Source organism: Bacillus cereus group sp. MG16 (genome assembly GCF_040459875.1).
Taxonomy (GTDB): domain Bacteria; phylum Bacillota; class Bacilli; order Bacillales; family Bacillaceae_G; genus Bacillus_A; species Bacillus_A paranthracis.
In genome coordinates this window covers 99217-118234 of sequence record NZ_JARVHE010000001.1, presented here as the reverse complement: position 1 = coordinate 118234, position 19018 = coordinate 99217, and the positions used below count along the sequence as shown (strand labels likewise).

Below are 19018 nucleotides of genomic sequence, written 5' to 3'. Positions count from 1 at the left end.
TATGAAAGAGGTTGATATAATGAAAACATTTCTTTCCGCCTTACAATGGGCACTATTTATTTTAGCTGGGAGTCTTATTGTACCAATTAGCGTCGCAACTAGTTATGGTCTTGATGGCGCTGAAGCTATCGCATTCGTACAAAGAACATTATTTGTTCTAGGCTTTGCTGGTCTCTTACAAGCTATATTTGGGCATAAACTTCCTATTCAAGAAGGTCCTGCTGGCCTTTGGTGGGGAATTTTCTCCCTATATGCAAGTTTAGGTGTCGTATTATTTGGATCAAACAATGAGACACTTAAAGTTCTTCAATATGCTTTCTTATTAAGCGGTATCATTTGTATTATTCTTAGCGTTTTTGGACTTATTGATAAACTCGTTCGCTATTTTACACCGACAGTCATTGGAACGTACTTATTTCTTCTTGTTGCACAACTTAGTGGTTCCTTCTTAAAAGGAATGTTCGGCCTGGATGGAAAACATACAGAAGTACAACCTAACGTATTTATTCTTTCACTCATTGTTATTTTACTATCCTTTTTCATCATGAAGCTACCTATTATCGGACAATATTCTGTTCTTTTCAGTATCGTCTGTGGCTGGATATTATTCGCATGCTTCGGATTATCTAATCCAATAACACCAGTGACAGATATAATCCGTTTTCCATCCTTATTTGTTTTCGGAATGCCTCGTGTTGAATGGAACATGGTAATTACGGTCATTTTCGTTACACTCTTACTTCTAACAAATATGTTAGCAAGTATTCGCGTTGTACAAAAGGTTGTCTCTAAATATGAAGAAAATGCTGCATCAGATCGTTTTAAACAGGCCGGTATTATAACAGGAATCAATCAATTACTAGGCGGCCTGTTTTCGGCTATCGGACCTGTCGCTATTTCTGGATCAGCAGGTTTTATTGCAACGACTAATATTTATAAACGCCTCCCATTTATATTAGGGTCAAGCTTTATTATTGTCGTTAGTATATTCCCAAAGATCACTTCATTCTTTGCGGCAATCCCAGTTGCAGTTGGTTATGCTGCCATTTATCCTGTATTTGCAAGCATGATCGGTCTCGCCTTTCGAGAATACGAAACGGTACAGGATAAAGAACGATTATTTAAAGTAGCAGGTCTGTCAATCTTCACAGGAATTGGGGTTATGTTCGTTCCAGCAGGAGCATATTCCACGCTTCCACCATTTCTAGCTTCATTCCTAAGTAATGGTCTCGTTCTTGGGGCTGTAATGGCAATCTTACTAGAAATACTATTTTCTCGTTCGACAACAAAACAAGTATCGTAAATTGGAAAACTTCCATTATTGCACTCTACCTTTAGAGTTGTTACGATAAAATAAACATTTAATCATTGGGGTTTTGTCCATCCCCAATGATTATTAATTAATATGATGAGAAAAACACTCAGAAAAATGAATCTACTTCTTTTTAAAGAGGTTCGATGTCTTACTATTATGTCTTACTATTATTTCTTACATCTCCATGAACATATATTTGATTTAAATAAAGAAGGGAATTTTCAATATGACTTATAAAATGATTGTTTTAGATTTAGATGATACTTTATTACGTGACGACCATACTATTTCACCTCGTACGAAAGAAGCTCTAATGACTGCACAAGAACAAGGTGTAAAAGTTGTACTTGCTTCCGGACGTCCAACGTTTGGTATGCGCAATGTAGCGAAAGAACTTCGTTTAGAAGAATACGGCAGTTTCATTCTATCTTTTAATGGCGCAAAAATTATTAACTGTAAAACAAACGAAGAAATCTTTAGTAGTACGCTTTCTCCTGAAATCGTTCACAACTTATTTGAAATTAGTAAAACTGAAGATGTATGGATTCATACTTATATTGGCGATGATATCGTAACAGAAGAAAATAATCCTTACACTGAAATCGAGGGCGATATTACTGGGATGCCTATTGTTGTAGTAGATGACTTTAAAGCTGCTGTTAAAGAGCCTGTAGTAAAAGTATTAATGAATAAAGAAGCTGAACGCCTTGTTGAAGTAGAAAAGAAATTACAAAAACAACTAGAAGGACAATTAAGCGTTATGCGTTCTAAACCATTCTTCTTAGAATTTACTGAAGCCGGTGTTACAAAAGGAACGAGCTTAAACCAATTAATCCAAAAACTTGGCATTAAGCGCGAAGAAGTTATCGCAATGGGCGATAGCTATAACGATCAGGCGATGATTGAATTCGCCGGTCTTGGTGTTGCAATGGGCAATGCACCTGATGATATTAAGGAAATTGCAAACTATGTAACAGATACAAATATGAACGATGGTGTAGCAAAGGTTGTAGAGAAGTTCGTACTAAAAAAAGAAGCACTTGTTTAATATTTCCACTCATAAAACCTATTTGAAGTCAAACACTTCAAATAGGTTTTTATTTAAATTACCATGCTTTTGTGACTATATTTTGAACTTTACACTATTCTCGTAGTGTAAACTTTCTTTTTGTATATAATGAAACAAAATAGACTATTTTATTTTAAAAAAGAATACAAATTTACTATAAACAAGCATACGTTAAGGGAGGCTATTTTACATGTTATCTACACCAATCGGACGATTAAGAGCAATTGGACTTATTGAGGGGATTTCTTTTCTACTACTATTATTTGTAGCAATGCCATTAAAATATTTCGCAGGATTTGCAACAGCTGTTAAAATTACAGGCATGGCTCACGGTGTTTTATTTATTTTATTTATCTTCGCAGTAATTCAAGTAACAATCGTACACCGTAAATCAATTTTATGGGCACTTGGGGCATTCGTTTCATCAGTTATCCCATTTGGCACGTTTGTACTAGATGCAAAATTAAAGAACGAGCAACAATAATGAAAAGGTAGTTAACGACTGTTAACTACCTTTTTTATTTACAAATTTGGAATTTCCCAATCAATTTCCCTCTCGCCCATATTAGCTAAAATCGTATTTACTTTAGAGTATGGCTTACTTCCGAAGAAACCACGTCTTGCTGATAGTGGGCTTGGATGTACAGATTCGATAATGTGGTGCTTCGTATTTGTAATTAATTTTTTCTTCGCCTGTGCATGGCGTCCCCACAATATGAAAATAACTGGCTTTTCACGTTCATTTAATAGCTCAATTACGCGATCTGTGAAATGCTCCCATCCTTTTCCCTTATGAGAATTTGCTTCACCTTGTCGAACTGTTAATACAGTATTTAATAATAAAACGCCTTGCTCTGCCCACTTTACTAAATAACCGTTATTTGGAATATCATACCCATATTCATCTCGAAGTTCTTTATACATATTTAACAACGACGGTGGCGTTTTAATACCGGGTTGCACAGAAAAGCTTAAACCATGCGCTTGATTCGGTCCATGATATGGATCTTGTCCTAAAATAACGACCTTTGTATTTTCATAACTTGTATACTCTAGAGCGTTAAAAATATCTTCTTTCTTTGGGTAAACAACATGTGTACTGTACTCTTCTTTCAAAAAATCAGCTAGCTTACGATAATATTCTTTCTCAAATTCTGGTGCCAATAATGGCCCCCAATCATTTTTTAAAACATTTTCCATGCTTTCACTTCCCGTCTAATTAATTCACCATATCCTGTTTTGTAAATACTACAAATGAAATGATAAGGGAAACAACTGCCCAAACCGTTAAATTCATTAAAGAAAACTCCATCGATAAACCTTGTAATGCAGGTAGTTTTCCTGATAGATAATCTGTTAATGATAAATTCACACTAAAAATATATTTCGCACCTTCCCAAGATGTTGCGAACGAGCTTAAAATACCGCCTGCAATTAATGCAGCTAGCATAACGCCCATACCAGCTGGTGTATTACGAATTAAAACAGAGACCATAAATGATATAGTTCCGACAACGATAGCAACAAACCAGGCTAGTCCATACGCCATTAGGATGTATTGCCACTGCGGAATAAGATGTACAAAATTCGTATTTAACGTTTCCTTATCAATAACAAATCCAGTTAAAACAGGTAAATTCCATCCCGAGTATCCAAATACAAGCCCTGATAATACGTAAGCAAACACACCTACAAGGAGCAGTATGAGCGAAATGAAAAATAACATCGTTACGTATTTACTAAGGAGTATTTTCCAGCGCCGAATCGGCCGCGTAAGTAACATCTTCATCGTTCCATCACTTCGTTCTCCTGAAACAATATCAATGGCGACAATCATTACGAGAAGTGGAATAAATAATGTAATTCCTTGCTCAATAAACGCCCTTACAAAAGTTGGTGCGCCCGGTGCCATCGGGTTAATATCATGATCTAAATAATATTGTTGCTGCTCAACTCTTACCTTTAACCAATCACGCCATTCTTCTGGCAACCTAGAATTGTTCAAACGGTTTTGAGAATCAACGATTTGTTGCTGCAGCGAAACTTTCCAATCCGTTGTACCTAGCCTTTTTTGTGTTGTTTCTATTTCACGATACTGCGCATACACGAAGAGCGGGATTAAGATTGCTAAAATAAGCATAACAACAAAAATACGCTTCTTACGATAAATCTTCTCCGATTCGTTTAAAACTAGATTCGCAAATTCACGCATGCTGCTCACCCCTTGTGAGTTCAATAAATAAATCTTCTAGCGTAAATACAAGTTCCTTAACACTATGTACATCTATCCCGTTTTCTACAAAATGTTTATTCCAATTACTTATAGATGCGATATTCATGCGGCATAGTAATCGATCACCTTCTATACTCACTTCTCTTACTTCCTCAGCATCTTCTAGCATATCTTTTGCCTTCCCAATCGGCGTAACAATCCATTCTACGCGGTCACTTGCTGTTTTAATTAATTCTTCAACCTTGGCAACTGTTATCATCTTTCCTTTATGAATAATAGCAACGCGATCGCATATCATTTGCACTTCACTTAGCAAATGACTTGAAATAAACACGCTCATATTTTCTTCTTTTACAAGCTTATGTATAAATTCCCTAAGTTCTCTAATCCCTGCTGGATCTAAACCATTCGTTGGCTCATCTAATATGAGCAATTTTGGATTCCCAAGGAGCGCCTGCGCAATTCCAAGTCGTTGTTTCATACCAAGTGAGTACGTTTTTACCTTGTCATGAATTCTTTCATCTAAATGAACCATTTCAGCAATTTCAATAATACGTTCATCTGATATATCACCTAACATACGAGCAAATTGCTTTAAATTTTCCCATCCCGTTAAATATGTATACAACTCTGGGTTTTCAACGATACTCCCAATTTGACGCATCGCTTCTCTAAAATTTTCCTTAATCGAATAACCACCGATAGAAATCGTACCTTCTGTCGCCTTAATCAATCCGACTAACATTCGAATGGTAGTCGTCTTTCCAGCACCATTTGGTCCTAAGAACCCGAACACTTCTCCTTGCTTTACATCAAAGGAAATATTCTCTACAAGAGTCTTCTTTCCAATTACCTTCTTCAAGTCTCGTACGGAAAGTATCGTCGTCATTTTATCCCTCCTTGTTCTAGTTTTAATTTACTTGCTACATTTTGAACTAATCGGTCCGCCATATATGTATACCCTACTTCATTCGGATGAAAATGATCGGAGTATAATAAATCTTTCCCACGGTTTTGGAATAAATCAAATGTCGGCGTAATATACACATTTTTATTATTTACCGCTAATTTTTCTAAAGATGCATTCCAGTCTACAACAATGTTTGAAGCCCCCTTTAAATCTTCTACATCTTCAAAAGGATTATATAAACCTAGCCAAAAAATAGGGCTATCTGCATTTAATTTACGAATTTCTTCTATAATTTTCTTCGCTTCATTTTGGAATGTTTCTGTATCAGGACGATATGTTTCTAAATCTATCTTTCCAAGCGATTCCCAGCCTGGAAATAAATCATTTCCTCCAATCGTTAAAACGATTACATCTGCTTGTTTAATTGAATATTGAGCGCCACTACTTTCAATTTGTTTTAATAAATCGGGCATTTTTGCACCACTAACTGCTAAATTCGTTAATGCAATTTTTTGCTTATAATCTTTTTGTAAATCCTCTTTCACTCGCCCAACATAGCCAATTCCTTCTTTATCACCAACGCCACGCGTCAATGAATCACCTAAACTGACGATTTGTAACGTTCCCGTTTTCTTTTTCTCTTTTGCCACTACATCGGTCTTTTTAATTAAATTTGAAGCTTTCGGATTTAATACATCATTTACACCTGAAACAAAGCCATATGCAAATAAACAGAAAGATGCAATTGTAATGAGTAGAATTACTTTTACTACTTTTGATCTCATATCAAAACCCCTTTTAGCCCTCATAGATTGTCCATAATTATACCAAACGCAATTTTGAAAAGCGATTTTCATACCTTATCTATTATGTTGTTTCCCTTTGTACGAATTCTGGCAATAACTCTACGTGCTTTACATCTATTTGCTCATCATTAATCTTTTCATATAATAATTCAAATGCCTTCACGCCAACATTTTTACTAGAATATGAAATCGTCGTAATGCCTAAAATGTCTGCTACATCTTGATCATCACAACCGATAATCGTAACATCTTCTGGAATACGAATTCTTTGTTTTTTCGCCTCCGTTACCATTCCCGCTGCAATATGGTTACAAGATACAAGAAACGCAGTTGGCTTTACTGACATAGAGGCCCACTCCCTAATTACATTACGCCCATCTTCCACCGTAAAACAGCCTTCAAACTTCCAAGTTCCTATCGGTTTTTCAGCAATCTGTTGAAGTGAATCCGCATATGCTTGTTTTCTTCTCTGGCTATTAATGCTATTACTTCTTCCAATGCAATACCCAATACGTGTATGACCAGCATCTATTAAGTTTTTCATCCCTTGTGAAAACACTTTATAGTAATCAACATGTACACTTGAAATGCATTTTGAATCTATTTCTTCACACATAACAATCGGGCCGAATTTCGTATATTCTTCAAGCTTCTCCTTACTATTTGCCCGAGAACATATAATAACCCCATCAAGCTTTTTCATTTTTAACATATTCAAAATTTCTAATTCTCTTTCCTCGCTATAATTCGTCTGACAAAGCATCATATTATAATTATTCTTTGCTGTTTCCTTTGATATTCCCTCAATAATGGCACTATAATATTGATCATTAACGTGCGGTAATAAAACGCCAATTACATTCGTTTTTCCTTTCACTAAATGAATTGCATTCACATTTTGCGTATAGTTTAATTCTTCTATAATTGCTAAAATTTCTTTTCGCTTCTGTTCATTCACATATGGATGATTATTTAGTACACGTGAAACAGTTGAAACAGATACCCTAGCAAGTTCAGCAATCTTTCTTATATTCGTCATCTCATTTTCCCCTTCTCACAAAAATTCTCCCTTGACCTGGTAAGCTTTCCACAATATATCCTTTCCTAGCAAATACTTTTTGAAAGGATATACAACTATGTTTCGACTCAAATTAGAACATATATTTTTCATTAGCGGTCTACTTATTCTCGCCATCGGCATTAATATGATGACGACAATTACTTCCTTTGGACTTAGCCCTTATGATTCCTTCTTTATTGCACTATATCAAAATTTCGGGATAAGTATCGGTTTTTGGATTTTCATGATTAACTTTGCTTTTACCCTTATCGTACTCTTTTGGAATAAAAAACAAATTACGATTGGTACAATTGTAACAATGGTTCTTATTTCTCTTTTTGTTGATTGGATCGGTTCCATTACAACTATTATGGACGCTATCCGTTCTCTTCCAAAATATATAACACTTATTTGCGGAAATCTATTCGTTGGAGCTGGAATTGGTCTTTACGTCTCTACAAATCTTTGCGCAGCACCTCAAGAAGCCTTCGTTTTAACAGTTGCTGAGAAAAAGAAATGGACATTTAGAAGAACGGAAATTTCGTTAGCATTCTTATTTTTAACATTAAGCTTCTTATTAGATGGACCTATCTATTTTGGGACAATCATTTTATCCTTTACAACAGGCTGGATTATACAAGCATTTATTCAAGTTGGTACGAAGATTTTAAATAGAAAAGAGCCTATTAAGCAAGCTGCTTAATAGGCTCTTTCTGTTTTATGATACGAGATGCTACTTCGCATCTCCTTCAATTCGATAGTTTGCTTTCAAACAATCTATTTCTTCATACCCTTGCAACGTATGTAGAATATAATCATAATCAGCAAGAGAAGCACGATGCGTTACAATTACAATTTCAGCTTTTCCTTTCTCTTCAAGTGGCATTTGAATAATTTTTTCAAAGCTAACGCCACGCTCAGAGAATAACGAAGTAATTTTTGCAAATACACCAATTTCATCTTTCACATGAAGTCTTAAAAATTTCTTCACAACAATTTCGTCTGGCTCTTTTAATACTTTTTGATATTGCGGGACTACAGCACTATTTCCTGTTACCCCTAATCTAATATTTTGCATTACGGCTACTAAATCGGAAACAACAGCTGTTGCTGTCGGTAAACTTCCTGCACCTGGTCCATAAAACATCGTTTCTCCAACTGCTTCACCATACACATATACAGCGTTATATTCATTTTGCACGGCCGCAAGAGGATGTGTATTTGGTAGTAATGTCGGTTCAACTGTAACCTCTAATTTCTCACCATCTCGCTTCGCAAGACCGATTAATTTAATCGTGTATCCTAAACTCTTACTGTATTCAATATCTTCTTCTGTAATAGAAGTAATGCCTTTTACCTTCACATCTCCAAGCTCTACATTTGTAGAGAAACCGAGGGTAGCCAAAATTGTCATTTTTCTTGCTGCATCTAAACCTTCTACATCTGATGTTGGATCCGCTTCTGCAAATCCAAGTTGCTGGGCTTCTTTTAACACGTCGTTATATGCTCTCCCTTCATCTGACATTTTCGTCAAAATAAAATTTGTCGTTCCATTTACAATTCCCATTACTTTCGTAATAAGATCTGAAGAAAGTCCCTCTACAATACTTCGTAAAATCGGAATCCCTCCGGCTACACTTGCTTCATAAAACAAATCTGCTTTATTATCTTTTGCTACCGCTAATAGTTCCGCTCCATGTAACGCCATTAAATCTTTATTAGCAGTCACAACATGCTTCCCGCTTTGTAAAGCTTGCAAAATATATGCTTTTGCATCATCAATGCCACCCATTACTTCGATGACAACGTCGATGTTTGGATTGTCTAAAATTTCATTTGCATTTTGCGTTAATAGAGTAGAAGGTACCTCTACTTCTCTCTCTTTTTCAATATTTTGTACTAGCACTTTCGTTACTTTTACAGGACAACCTACTTGGTGTATAAGTCGCTCTTGGTGATCTGTAATGATACGAACTACACCGCTACCAACTGTCCCAAGACCTAATAAGCCAACTTGAATTTCTTTCATAATACTGTCCACCCCTCAAAAATTGTGTTTAGATGAAATTATATGAGTAAAAAATCTGAAAAACAATGTTTTTAGAACATTCGGAAAAATAAAAGTTAATCTTTACAAAGAAAACGTTGCCACGTGCGACACAATCTTTTTTTATAATACATAAGGGGTTTCTTGATACACGTAATAATTTAGCCAATTAGAGAATAATAGATTTCCATGGCTTCTCCACCTTACAAGCGGCTTCTCATTTGGATTATCATGCTTAAAATAGTTTTTCGGCACATCAATATTTAACCCTTTGTCACGATCTCGTTCGTATTCTTGCTTTAACGTATCACAACTATATTCACTATGACCGAGCGCAAACACTTGTCTTCCTTCTTGCCCAATAACAAGATGAACGCCCGCTTCCTCAGAGTTGGCTAATAACGTTAACTCCTTCACTTCTCTAATGTCACTCTCTCGTACTTCCGTATGACGAGAATGCGGGGCAAAAAATAACTCATCAAACCCTTGTAACAATTTCACATGTTGCTCACGAACTTCATGTTCAAATACACCAAACATTTTTTCCTTAAGAGGATACTTTTGAACGCCATAATGATGATACAAACCAGCCTGTGCCCCCCAGCAAATATGAAGCGTAGATGTTACATTCGTTTTTGAATACTCCATAATACGTTTAAGCTCTTCCCAATAATCTACCTCTTCAAAAGAAAGGGTTTCAACTGGTGCTCCTGTAATAATGAGTCCATCAAATTTCTCATTCTCAATATCACGGAATGTTTTATAGAAACTCGTTAAATGTTCCTGTGCAACATTACGAGACAAATGCGATTCCATATGAAGTAAATGAACATCTAATTGCAACGGTGTATTTCCAATTAAACGAAGTAATTGCGCTTCTGTTTCTTGCTTTGTAGGCATTAAATTTAATATAGCAATTTTCAATGCCCGGATATCTTGTGTTTCTGCTCGCTCTTTTGTCATTACAAAAATATTTTCCTCCTGCAACACTTTGCGAGCTGGCAAATCTTTATCAATTATGATCGGCATGTTGTTTGCCTCCGACTAGCGCTGCTTCTAAATCTGCAATAATATCCGAAACATCTTCTATACCAACTGATAAACGAATTAAATCTGATGTGACGCCAGCTAAGCGCTGATCTTCGGCACTTAATTGTCTATGCGTTGTACTAGCAGGATGTATAACGCAAGTTCGCGCATCAGCCACATGCGTTACGAGAGTTGCTAGTTTTACATTTGAAATAAATTCTTTTGCTGCTTCTAATCCTCCCTTAATGCCGAATGTTAAAACACCACTAGCACCTTTTTTCAAATACTTTTGTGCTAACGAGTAATTTTCATTACTATTTAATCCCGGATAGTTCACCCATTCAATACGTTCATGATCAGCGAGCCACTTAGCAACTGCAAGAGCATTTTCACTATGACGCTCCATTCGTAAATGCAATGTTTCTAAGCCGATATTGCTAATATACGCATTAAATGGGCTCATACAGTTTCCGTAGTCTCTTAATAATTGAACACGTGCCTTCACAATATAAGCTGCTGCGCCAAAATTTTGAACGTAACTTACGCCGTGATAACTTGGATCCGGTTCAACTAGTTCAGGATATTTCCCGTTTGTCCAATCGAAGTTCCCTCCGTCAATTACAATGCCACCTAACGAACTTGCATGACCATCAATATATTTCGTCGTAGAATGAACGATAATATTTGCTCCATGTTCAAATGCTTGGCATAAATAAGGAGTTGCTAATGTATTATCCACGATAAAAGGTACTTCCAACTCTTTCGCTGCATCTGAAAGTTCTTTGAAATTCAAAACGTTCATCGCCGGATTTCCTAGCGATTCTGCATAAACGAGTTTCGTCTTATCATTAGCAAGGGCCACAATTTCATCAGCAGTTAAATTCGGATTAAAGAATGTAACATCGATACCAAGTTTACGCAAACTCACTCCAAATAAATTAAACGTCCCGCCATAAACTGTGGAAGAACAAAGCAAGTGGTCTCCGCTACTACAAATATTTAAAACAGCAAGCATAATAGCAGCTTGCCCAGAAGCCGTTGCAACAGCACCTACACCACCTTCTAAATCCGCCAGCTTTTGCTCAAATGCAGCTAAAGTAGGATTTCCAATACGCGTGTAGATATATCCTTCTGCCTCTAAATTAAATAGCGCTGCTAAATCATCTGAAGTATCGTATTTATACGTTGTACTTTGATAAAGCGGTAAAACACGCGGTTCACCATTCTTTGGCGTATAGCCACCTTGCACACAAATTGTTCCTTTCCCCCATGATTCTCCCATCTCTTATTCTCCTTTCTTTTATACAAAATAAAAAACTGCCCCTTTCCTGAAAACAAGAAAGGAGCAGTTTGAAAACACGCTCTAAAGGCTCTTTCTTATCTCTCAGGGTTATTATACCTGCAGGATTTGGCACAATTCCGTTATACGGCTGTTGCCAAGGTTTCATCGGGCCTGTCCCTCCACCTTTTCTTGATAAGACTATGCAATTACCGTTGATTTTATAGCAATAATTTCCTAATGTCAATTGGTTTTTCTGAATGTTCTAAATTAAATACAAAGAACTTAATGTACATAACAAAAGAAATATATTCTATATCCATTTGAAAAAGACCTTTTAAAACCTCCGCTTAATTTACTATTACCAATGCTTGGGGCAGCTACTATCGGAAATGCATTTCCACTTCCAAAACATAACGAAACTACAAATTAAAAAAATAGGCAGTGTGGACAAAAGTTCCACTGCCTATTCTCATTACACATGTTGCTTCAATAATGCATATAACTCCTCAAAATTATGCACTTCATATGTCGGTATAATCCCACTATCATTTAATTTCCTTTCTGGATTAAACCAACAAGTATCAATTCCCGCTACATATCCACCTTTCATATCAGCGCTTAACGAATCCCCAATAATGAGCCCTTCTTCAGGAACAAAGTTAGGAATCCTTTCAAAAACATAATCAAAATACTCTTTCATCGGCTTTTGATAACCTGTATCTTCAGAAACGAAAATATCTTGAAACAAGGCATGTAACCCTGCATTACGTAATCGTTTATCTTGCGTCTTAGAAATACCGTTTGTCACTATATATAAATCGTACTCACTTTGAATTTGATTTATAAATTGTAAAGCACCTTCCATGAGCTGATTTCCTTCTTCTAAGTAACTGCGATAATTATTTTCGAATAATATCCCATCTACTTCTTCCCCGTATTCTTTAAACAAAATTGAAAATCGTGTATTTACAACTTCATCACGATTTATTTCACCTTCTTCAAAAGCAGTCCAAAGACTTTTATTAATTTTTTTATATTGCGCTTCAATCTCGCTAGTTAGAGACATCCCTTTCTCTTCAAAAAGCATACGTAATGCCGATTTTTCTGCCTTTTGAAAATCCAACAATGTATCATCTACATCGAATAATAATGTTTTATATTTTTTCATAAGCCCTTCACACTCTCTTTTCTACAAAAACAAATTTACGTAAATCGTATCATTCTTTCTTGTAAAAATAATAGGAGATATCTCATACTAAACATGAGGTGAAACATGAAAGTCAGCAGAAATAGCGAAGAAATCTCTCATTACATACAAACTTACAATTTCCATACTCTTTTTTCTTTTGATATCTTACCGTATGCTGAACTACATTCCTTTCAGAAGAGAGAAAAGATATGTAATGAAGGGGTCGATGTTCCTTATCTTTATTACTTAATTTCTGGGAAAGCAAAAATATATATGAGTCACAAAAACGGAAAGGTCTCCTTGATTAACTTTATTCAGGCACCTTCGTTCATTGGGGAATTAGGATTAATTGGCGTAGAATCTGTTACGAAAACGGTGGAAGTAATTGAAGAGTGTATATGCTTAGCGCTTCCTCTTAAAGATTGTCAGCATCTTTTGTTACAAGATGCTACCTTTCTACAGAAACTATGCAAATTTATCGGTGAGAAAACCATTACCCGAACAGAAAGTTATGCTAAAAATAATAGTTATCCGTTCGAAAATCGATTAGCGGCGTTTATTCTATTAACAGAACAAAATAACAGTTATATAGAAAAACATACTGAGGTTTCGGAATACTTAAATGTTAGCTACCGTCACCTTTTATATGTATTAAACCAATTTTGCCAACAAAATTACTTAAAGAAAGATGGAAGAACCTATTACATACAAGATCGAATTCAGTTAGAAAAACTAGCTGACGAACTTAAAATATAAAAAAGTAGCATTAACGTTTATCTGTTAATGCTACTTTTTTGAGTGACGATTCTATTTTCAATTAAAATTTACTTGCTACTTTAGCTGCTTCTTCAAGACCAGCTGTAATGATTTCTTCTGCTTTATCTGGGAATTGGTTATGTCCTTCAATAACTACTGTTTCCATGTTTGTTGCGCCGAAGAAGCCCATCATGCTTGCTACATATTTAACAGCCATTTCTACTTCTGCTGCTGGACCTTCAGAATATACGCCACCGCGTGCGTTTAATAATGCAATCTTCTTATCTCCAATTAGACCAACTGGACCTTCTGGCGTATATTTAAACGTTTTACCAGCACGGTTTAAATAATCAATATATGTGTGTAGTACCGCTGGAATCGTTAAGTTCCATAATGGGAAACCGAAAACGACTTTATCAGCTTCTAGAAATTGATTTAAATACTTATCAGCAACTGCTACTGCTTTTGCTTCCTCTTCAGTTAAATCAAACCCTTTACCAGCTTTGAATGTACCATTAATCATATCTACGCCTACATATGGTAATTCTTCTTTATATAAATCAAGTTCTACTACTGTATCGTTTGGATGCGCTTCTTTGTAACTTGCTAAAAACGCTTCATATAATTTTACACTAACTGCTTGTTCCGCTGGACGGTTGTTTGCTTTTACGAATAAAACTTTTGTCATTATGTTTTCCTCCTAGTACTAACTCTTCTGTTGTTATATGCTTTCAAAAAAGGTATCCCTTGTAATTGTTGTTTTGTTGCTTACAAACATATTTTATCTTTATATCAAGACAATTTCGTCCTCACATAGACGTATTTTTCCATAAAAAAAGTCCACCTTCTAAAGGCGAACTAGGTCTTACGACTTTCGTCTTATACAATTCCATTTTTTACTGCATATAATGCAGCTTGCGTACGATCAGATAAATTCAACTTACTCAAAATACTACTTACATGAGCTTTTACCGTTTTTTCCGTAATAACTAAAACAGAAGCGATTTCTTTATTACTCATCCCTTTCGCTAATAGCTGCAATACTTCATTTTCTCTCGCTGTTAACACATCCACTTGAATAGAAGGCTCTTCTTCCTTTTCTTCTACAGGTAATGTTTGAGAGAGAAGAGCATTTGCTATATCAGGATGTAATTGAATATTACCTTTATATGCACTTCGAATAGCCTCAACAAGCTGATCCGGTTCTACATCTTTTAAAATATACCCGCTTGCTCCAGCCCTTAATGCTGGTAACACATGCGCCTGATCAGAAAAGCTAGTTAATACAATTACTTTCACATCCGGATATTCTTTTTTAATACACGCTGTCGCCTCAACACCATCCATTTCGGGCATATATAAATCCATTAGTACAACATCAGGATTCGTCTCCCCTACTTTCATTAGTGCCTCTTTCCCATTACTTGCTTCTCCAACTAACTCTATATCTTCCTGTGTACTTAAGAAAAATGCTAATCCTTTTAAAACGACTGTATGATCATCAACTAACAATACTTTTATTTTCACAAACTTCCCTCATTTTCACATCATAATGGTACGTTTACTTTTACACTTGTCCTTTTCTTATTACTTACAATTTTAATTGTTCCACCGACTAATTCTACTCTTTCTCGCATCGTAGTCATGCCAAGTGATTTCTTCTCTTTTATATCCTTTTCTACGAAGCCGGTTCCTTGATCGACTATTTCTAATGATACATTCTTCTCCGTCACTTTGAAATAAATCGTCGCTTCTCTAACATTTGCATGCTTACTTACATTATTTAAAGCTTCTTGTCCAATTCTCCATAGCGCTTCCTCTACTACGCGTGGCAAATCACGGACACCTGTAACTTGTTCTCGAATTTTCAATCCCAAACTTTCACCATATTGCTTTAAAGCTGGTAATAATCCTTTCTCCAAACCCGCTGGACGTAATTGCCAAATTAATGTCCTCATTTCTTTTAAAGCTCCTTGCGCTAGTTCACGCATGTCATGCAAAGATCGATCCACTTTTTCGTTTTGACCTTTTAAAACCGCCTCAGCGCCTTTTGTCATAAAGGTTAACGAAAATAGCTTTTGTGAAACAGAGTCATGTAAGTCCCTTGCTAATCGATTTCTTTCTTCCATTCGTACGAGTTCACGTCGTTGCTCATTTAACCTTAAATTTTCTATCACGAAAGAAATATGATTTGTTATTGCTTGAAGTACATCTAACGTATTTACATCAAATTCACCATTATTTGAACTAACACATAAAACACCAAATATGTGAGTTTGAATCTGTATTGGGGTGGCGATAACCGTCCTATTAGAGGAAATTTTATGACTGATTTGATCGTTTAATAAAATAGGTTCACCTTTTTCTAACGCTTCTTTCGCCGCTTCTTTTATATCCTCCTGCCATTCTTCCTGGCAATAAGATGCCCGCAAGGATAATTCTTTCTCTTCCCTAATAAAGAATGCGACTTGATTCCACTGAAACACTTCACCTAATTGATCTACAACTTTTTCAGGCAATATATTAAATTGATGAATCGTTCTTAAAACTTGAATGAACCGTTCTAATTTCACATAATAATGTGCTCTTCGCTTTTCATTTTCATATAACTTTGCTCGTTTTAAAGCCGTTCCAATTTGGAAGGCAACTGATTGAAGCAATACTAATTCTTCTTCTGAAAAATGTGTTTTACCTGGGCTTGCCACATTTAACAAACCAAATTTTTCTCCTCCAGCCTTTAAAGGAACAGTAGCATGATGAAGAACTCCTTCTGTATCTCCCCAATTATATTCAATTGCATTATTAATTCTTTTACATTCAATAATATTAACAGCTCGTTCTAATTTTCCATCCACAAAGCCACGTAAACACCAACATTCCCCTTCACACATCGGACGTTTGTTTTCATATGTAAGTGCCTCTGGTAATTGATAATCAATTAATTTTGTATACCTACCATTTTCATCCGCAAGAAATATCCATCCTGTCGTTAAACCTGTTACACTAAGTAATTTTTCTAGTACTGCTTGCAATACATGATATGTATCATTTGATGTATTTAGTGTTTCTGCAATCTCTTTTAATATAACTAATTCATTTGTACGATTCTCTTGAAACATAATTCGTCTCCTACATACAAGATTTTACATAGTTCCTAACATAAATCATCTACTTTTCACTTTGTACTTATTCGTAACATTGATATAATGGTGAAAACATAGTTTTCATTATATCACCTGAGGGGGCTTTTCATAATGACATTAAATAAAGCACTTACTATCGCTGGTTCTGACACAAGTGGCGGTGCTGGTATACAAGCAGATTTAAAAACATTCCAAGAACTTGGTGTGTACGGAATGACATCTCTTACGACAATCGTAACGATGGATCCACATAACGGTTGGGCACATAACGTATTCCCCATCCCAGCTTCTACATTAAAACCACAATTAGAAACGACAATTGAGGGCGTTGGCGTAGATGCTTTAAAAACAGGTATGCTTGGATCAGTAGAAATTATTGAAATGGTTGCTGAAACAATCGAAAAACATAATTTCAAAAATGTAGTAGTTGACCCTGTTATGGTATGTAAAGGTGCTGATGAAGCATTACATCCTGAAACGAATGATTGCTTACGTGACGTTCTTGTTCCAAAGGCATTAGTTGTCACACCAAACTTATTTGAAGCTTACCAATTAAGTGGCGTAAAGATTAATTCTCTTGAAGACATGAAAGAAGCAGCGAAAAAAATCCATGCTTTAGGTGCGAAGTATGTCCTAATTAAAGGCGGTAGCAAGCTTGGTACCGAAACTGCAATCGACGTCCTATATGATGGAGAGACATTCGACATTCTAGAATCAGAAAAAATTGATACGACAAATACACACGGCGCAGGTTGCACATATTCTGCTGCAATTACAGCAGAACTTGCAAAAGGAAAACCTGTGAAAGAAGCAGTAAAAACTGCTAAAGAATTTATCACGGCTGCTATCCGTTATTCATTCAAGATCAACGAATACGTAGGCCCAACACATCACGGTGCATATCGTAAATTCGTTGTATCAAAAGAGCTTGTCTAACCTATAAATAAAAACACCCACAGAGTGTGTATTTTCCCTCTCTGTGGGTGTTTTTATTTATAAGCTCTTCTGGTCATCTTATCTTTAAGATGCAGAACTAACCTGATTTCTACCATTTCTTTTGGAGTAATATAATGCATCATCAGCAGCTTGAATAAATTGCTCTGGTGATTGTTCATATACTGAAATCCCTACTGAAACTGTAATTTTTATTTTTGTTCCATCTAACAATTGGAATGAATGTTTTTCAACAGCTGCGCGAACTTGTTCCCCCATACGCATTCCGTAAGCTAATCCCTTCTGCGGTATAAGAAGCGCGAACTCCTCTCCACCCTTTCGAAAAGCCAAATCTGGAAACATTGAAACTTCTCGTAAAATACGCCCTATTTGTTTTAATACTTCATCTCCTGCAGGATGCCCGTACGTATCGTTTACAGACTTAAAATGATCAATATCTATAAGTAGTAAACAAAGTGAATCATTTTTCATGCGCTTATTACCAATATGATGATTCATTTCTAAATCAAACTGCCTTACGTTTCCTAACCCTGTCAATGCATCTATCGTTGCATATTGCTTCATCTTTTGAAATAACTCATTGGATTGCAATACATAATTCGCGCTTATAAATGTGATATATGCTGCAACACTACTACAAACTAAATATAATGCTACTATAGACATATCCTTAAACAGCATAGAAAGTGGCACCGCTAAAATAAATAAACTATATACATTAAACCAGGTCCATCTTGTAAACATAGAAACTTTCATCCGCCAAATGAAAGTAACCCCAATACCTATCAATACAATAGTATAACAAGCCAATTCAGAGGCTAAAGAGTACTCGGTTAAAAATAATCGGGTAATTAAAATAATCGTAACTGTTATACTACTAGCTATCGGCCCTCCGATTATAATTGCCAAAATAACTGCTAAATAACGTAGATCCAACATAATATTTTCAATATGTACACCAAAATACATCAACAGTACACTTAATATTCCAGTAAAAATACCAACTACACATTTCTGCCAAAAAGAGAACTCTTCTTTTAACGGTTTATCTCTTAAAAGCTGACCTCCAATAAAAATAAAGGAAAGAATAATTGTTGTATTTACAAATAAGTCCCTTAACATAAAATAATCTCCCTACTTTTCTATCTATCCCTTTCCTTATTTTATTGTATACGAAATGCCTATAATTCCCAAAGTTTTTTATATATTTTTTGCTGTTCCACGT

19 protein-coding genes and 1 riboswitch are annotated in these 19018 nt (G+C 35.6%); of the genes, 6 read left to right on the top strand and 13 right to left on the bottom strand.

Annotated features, from left to right (window positions below):
• The first annotated feature begins 19 nt into the window (after window positions 1-19).
• The 3 genes from QCI73_RS00570 (at window position 20) to QCI73_RS00560 (ending at window position 2868) form a co-directional block, all read left to right on the top strand.
• Window positions 20-1303, top strand: coding sequence for a purine/pyrimidine permease (locus QCI73_RS00570; RefSeq protein ID WP_000847024.1), 1284 nt, complete (start codon window positions 20-22; stop codon window positions 1301-1303).
• A gap of 238 nt (window positions 1304-1541) precedes the next feature.
• Window positions 1542-2363, top strand: a complete 822-nt coding sequence (locus QCI73_RS00565; RefSeq protein WP_000221376.1) for a Cof-type HAD-IIB family hydrolase — start codon at window positions 1542-1544, stop codon at window positions 2361-2363.
• 211 nt (window positions 2364-2574) lie between these two features.
• Complete coding sequence (locus tag QCI73_RS00560) at window positions 2575-2868, top strand: DUF3817 domain-containing protein (RefSeq protein ID WP_000953390.1); 294 nt, start codon at window positions 2575-2577, stop codon at window positions 2866-2868.
• A 38-nt stretch (window positions 2869-2906) separates the two neighbouring features.
• On the opposite strand, the gene QCI73_RS00555 is transcribed toward QCI73_RS00560, so the two are convergent.
• The 5 genes from QCI73_RS00555 to QCI73_RS00535 are packed head-to-tail and all read right to left on the bottom strand — an operon-like array spanning window position 2907 to window position 7372.
• Window positions 2907-3584 (bottom strand): uracil-DNA glycosylase, encoded by a 678-nt coding sequence (locus QCI73_RS00555; RefSeq protein ID WP_000432535.1) that lies wholly within the window; start codon window positions 3582-3584, stop codon window positions 2907-2909.
• Window positions 3585-3603: 19 nt separating this feature from the next.
• A complete protein-coding gene (locus QCI73_RS00550) occupies window positions 3604-4596 on the bottom strand; it encodes an ABC transporter permease subunit (RefSeq protein ID WP_001206495.1) in 993 nt (330 codons plus the stop codon).
• Window positions 4589-5506: an ABC transporter ATP-binding protein gene (locus QCI73_RS00545; RefSeq protein WP_000207715.1), complete on the bottom strand. Its 918-nt coding sequence runs from the start codon at window positions 5504-5506 to the stop codon at window positions 4589-4591. The genes QCI73_RS00550 and QCI73_RS00545 overlap by 8 nt, the downstream gene beginning before the upstream one ends.
• A complete protein-coding gene (locus QCI73_RS00540; protein ID WP_353822337.1) occupies window positions 5503-6384 on the bottom strand; it encodes an SGNH/GDSL hydrolase family protein in 882 nt (293 codons plus the stop codon). The genes QCI73_RS00545 and QCI73_RS00540 overlap by 4 nt, the downstream gene beginning before the upstream one ends.
• A 10-nt stretch (window positions 6385-6394) precedes the next feature.
• Window positions 6395-7372 carry a LacI family DNA-binding transcriptional regulator gene (locus tag QCI73_RS00535; RefSeq protein ID WP_262724319.1) on the bottom strand — a complete coding sequence of 326 codons (978 nt, stop codon included), beginning with the start codon at window positions 7370-7372 and terminating at the stop codon, window positions 6395-6397.
• A gap of 97 nt (window positions 7373-7469) precedes the next feature.
• Between QCI73_RS00535 and QCI73_RS00530 the strand changes: the two genes are divergently transcribed.
• Window positions 7470-8096, top strand: coding sequence for a YczE/YyaS/YitT family protein (locus QCI73_RS00530; RefSeq protein ID WP_074608035.1), 627 nt, complete (start codon window positions 7470-7472; stop codon window positions 8094-8096).
• Window positions 8097-8126: 30 nt separating this feature from the next.
• On the opposite strand, the gene QCI73_RS00525 is transcribed toward QCI73_RS00530, so the two are convergent.
• The 4 genes from QCI73_RS00525 to QCI73_RS00510 all read right to left on the bottom strand — a co-directional run bounded on the left by QCI73_RS00525 (window position 8127) and on the right by QCI73_RS00510 (window position 12919).
• Window positions 8127-9422 (bottom strand): homoserine dehydrogenase, encoded by a 1296-nt coding sequence (locus QCI73_RS00525; RefSeq protein WP_000659112.1) that lies wholly within the window; start codon window positions 9420-9422, stop codon window positions 8127-8129.
• A gap of 141 nt (window positions 9423-9563) precedes the next feature.
• Window positions 9564-10469, bottom strand: coding sequence for a homoserine O-acetyltransferase MetA (metA, locus tag QCI73_RS00520; RefSeq protein WP_001121522.1), 906 nt, complete (start codon window positions 10467-10469; stop codon window positions 9564-9566).
• Window positions 10453-11751, bottom strand: a complete 1299-nt coding sequence (locus QCI73_RS00515) for a bifunctional O-acetylhomoserine aminocarboxypropyltransferase/cysteine synthase (RefSeq protein ID WP_000504757.1) — start codon at window positions 11749-11751, stop codon at window positions 10453-10455. The genes metA and QCI73_RS00515 overlap by 17 nt, the downstream gene beginning before the upstream one ends.
• A gap of 92 nt (window positions 11752-11843) precedes the next feature.
• A riboswitch (SAM riboswitch) is annotated at window positions 11844-11950 on the bottom strand.
• A gap of 273 nt (window positions 11951-12223) precedes the next feature.
• Complete coding sequence (locus QCI73_RS00510) at window positions 12224-12919, bottom strand: YjjG family noncanonical pyrimidine nucleotidase (protein ID WP_000760172.1); 696 nt, start codon at window positions 12917-12919, stop codon at window positions 12224-12226.
• A 105-nt stretch (window positions 12920-13024) separates the two neighbouring features.
• Here QCI73_RS00510 and QCI73_RS00505 point away from each other — a divergent pair, with 105 nt between their 5' ends.
• On the top strand, window positions 13025-13696 hold the full coding sequence (locus QCI73_RS00505; protein ID WP_327923319.1) for a transcriptional regulator YeiL: 672 nt from the start codon (window positions 13025-13027) through the stop codon (window positions 13694-13696).
• Window positions 13697-13757: 61 nt separating this feature from the next.
• Here the strand turns inward: QCI73_RS00505 and QCI73_RS00500 are convergent, their stop codons facing one another.
• The 3 genes from QCI73_RS00500 to QCI73_RS00490 all read right to left on the bottom strand — a co-directional run bounded on the left by QCI73_RS00500 (window position 13758) and on the right by QCI73_RS00490 (window position 16815).
• Window positions 13758-14384, bottom strand: coding sequence for an FMN-dependent NADH-azoreductase (locus QCI73_RS00500; protein ID WP_000170050.1), 627 nt, complete (start codon window positions 14382-14384; stop codon window positions 13758-13760).
• 191 nt (window positions 14385-14575) lie between these two features.
• On the bottom strand, window positions 14576-15223 hold the full coding sequence (locus QCI73_RS00495) for a response regulator (RefSeq protein WP_000695784.1): 648 nt from the start codon (window positions 15221-15223) through the stop codon (window positions 14576-14578).
• Window positions 15224-15243: 20 nt separating this feature from the next.
• Entirely contained in the window at window positions 15244-16815 is a 1572-nt protein-coding gene (locus QCI73_RS00490) for a GAF domain-containing sensor histidine kinase (protein ID WP_262724322.1), read from the bottom strand.
• A gap of 135 nt (window positions 16816-16950) precedes the next feature.
• On the opposite strand from QCI73_RS00490, the gene pdxK reads away from it, so the two are divergent.
• On the top strand, window positions 16951-17775 hold the full coding sequence (gene pdxK / locus QCI73_RS00485; protein ID WP_000174249.1) for a pyridoxine/pyridoxal/pyridoxamine kinase: 825 nt from the start codon (window positions 16951-16953) through the stop codon (window positions 17773-17775).
• A gap of 84 nt (window positions 17776-17859) precedes the next feature.
• Here pdxK and QCI73_RS00480 read toward each other — a convergent pair whose 3' ends face one another.
• Window positions 17860-18915, bottom strand: a complete 1056-nt coding sequence (locus QCI73_RS00480; RefSeq protein WP_262724323.1) for a GGDEF domain-containing protein — start codon at window positions 18913-18915, stop codon at window positions 17860-17862.
• Between the last annotated feature and the right edge of the window lie 103 nt (window positions 18916-19018).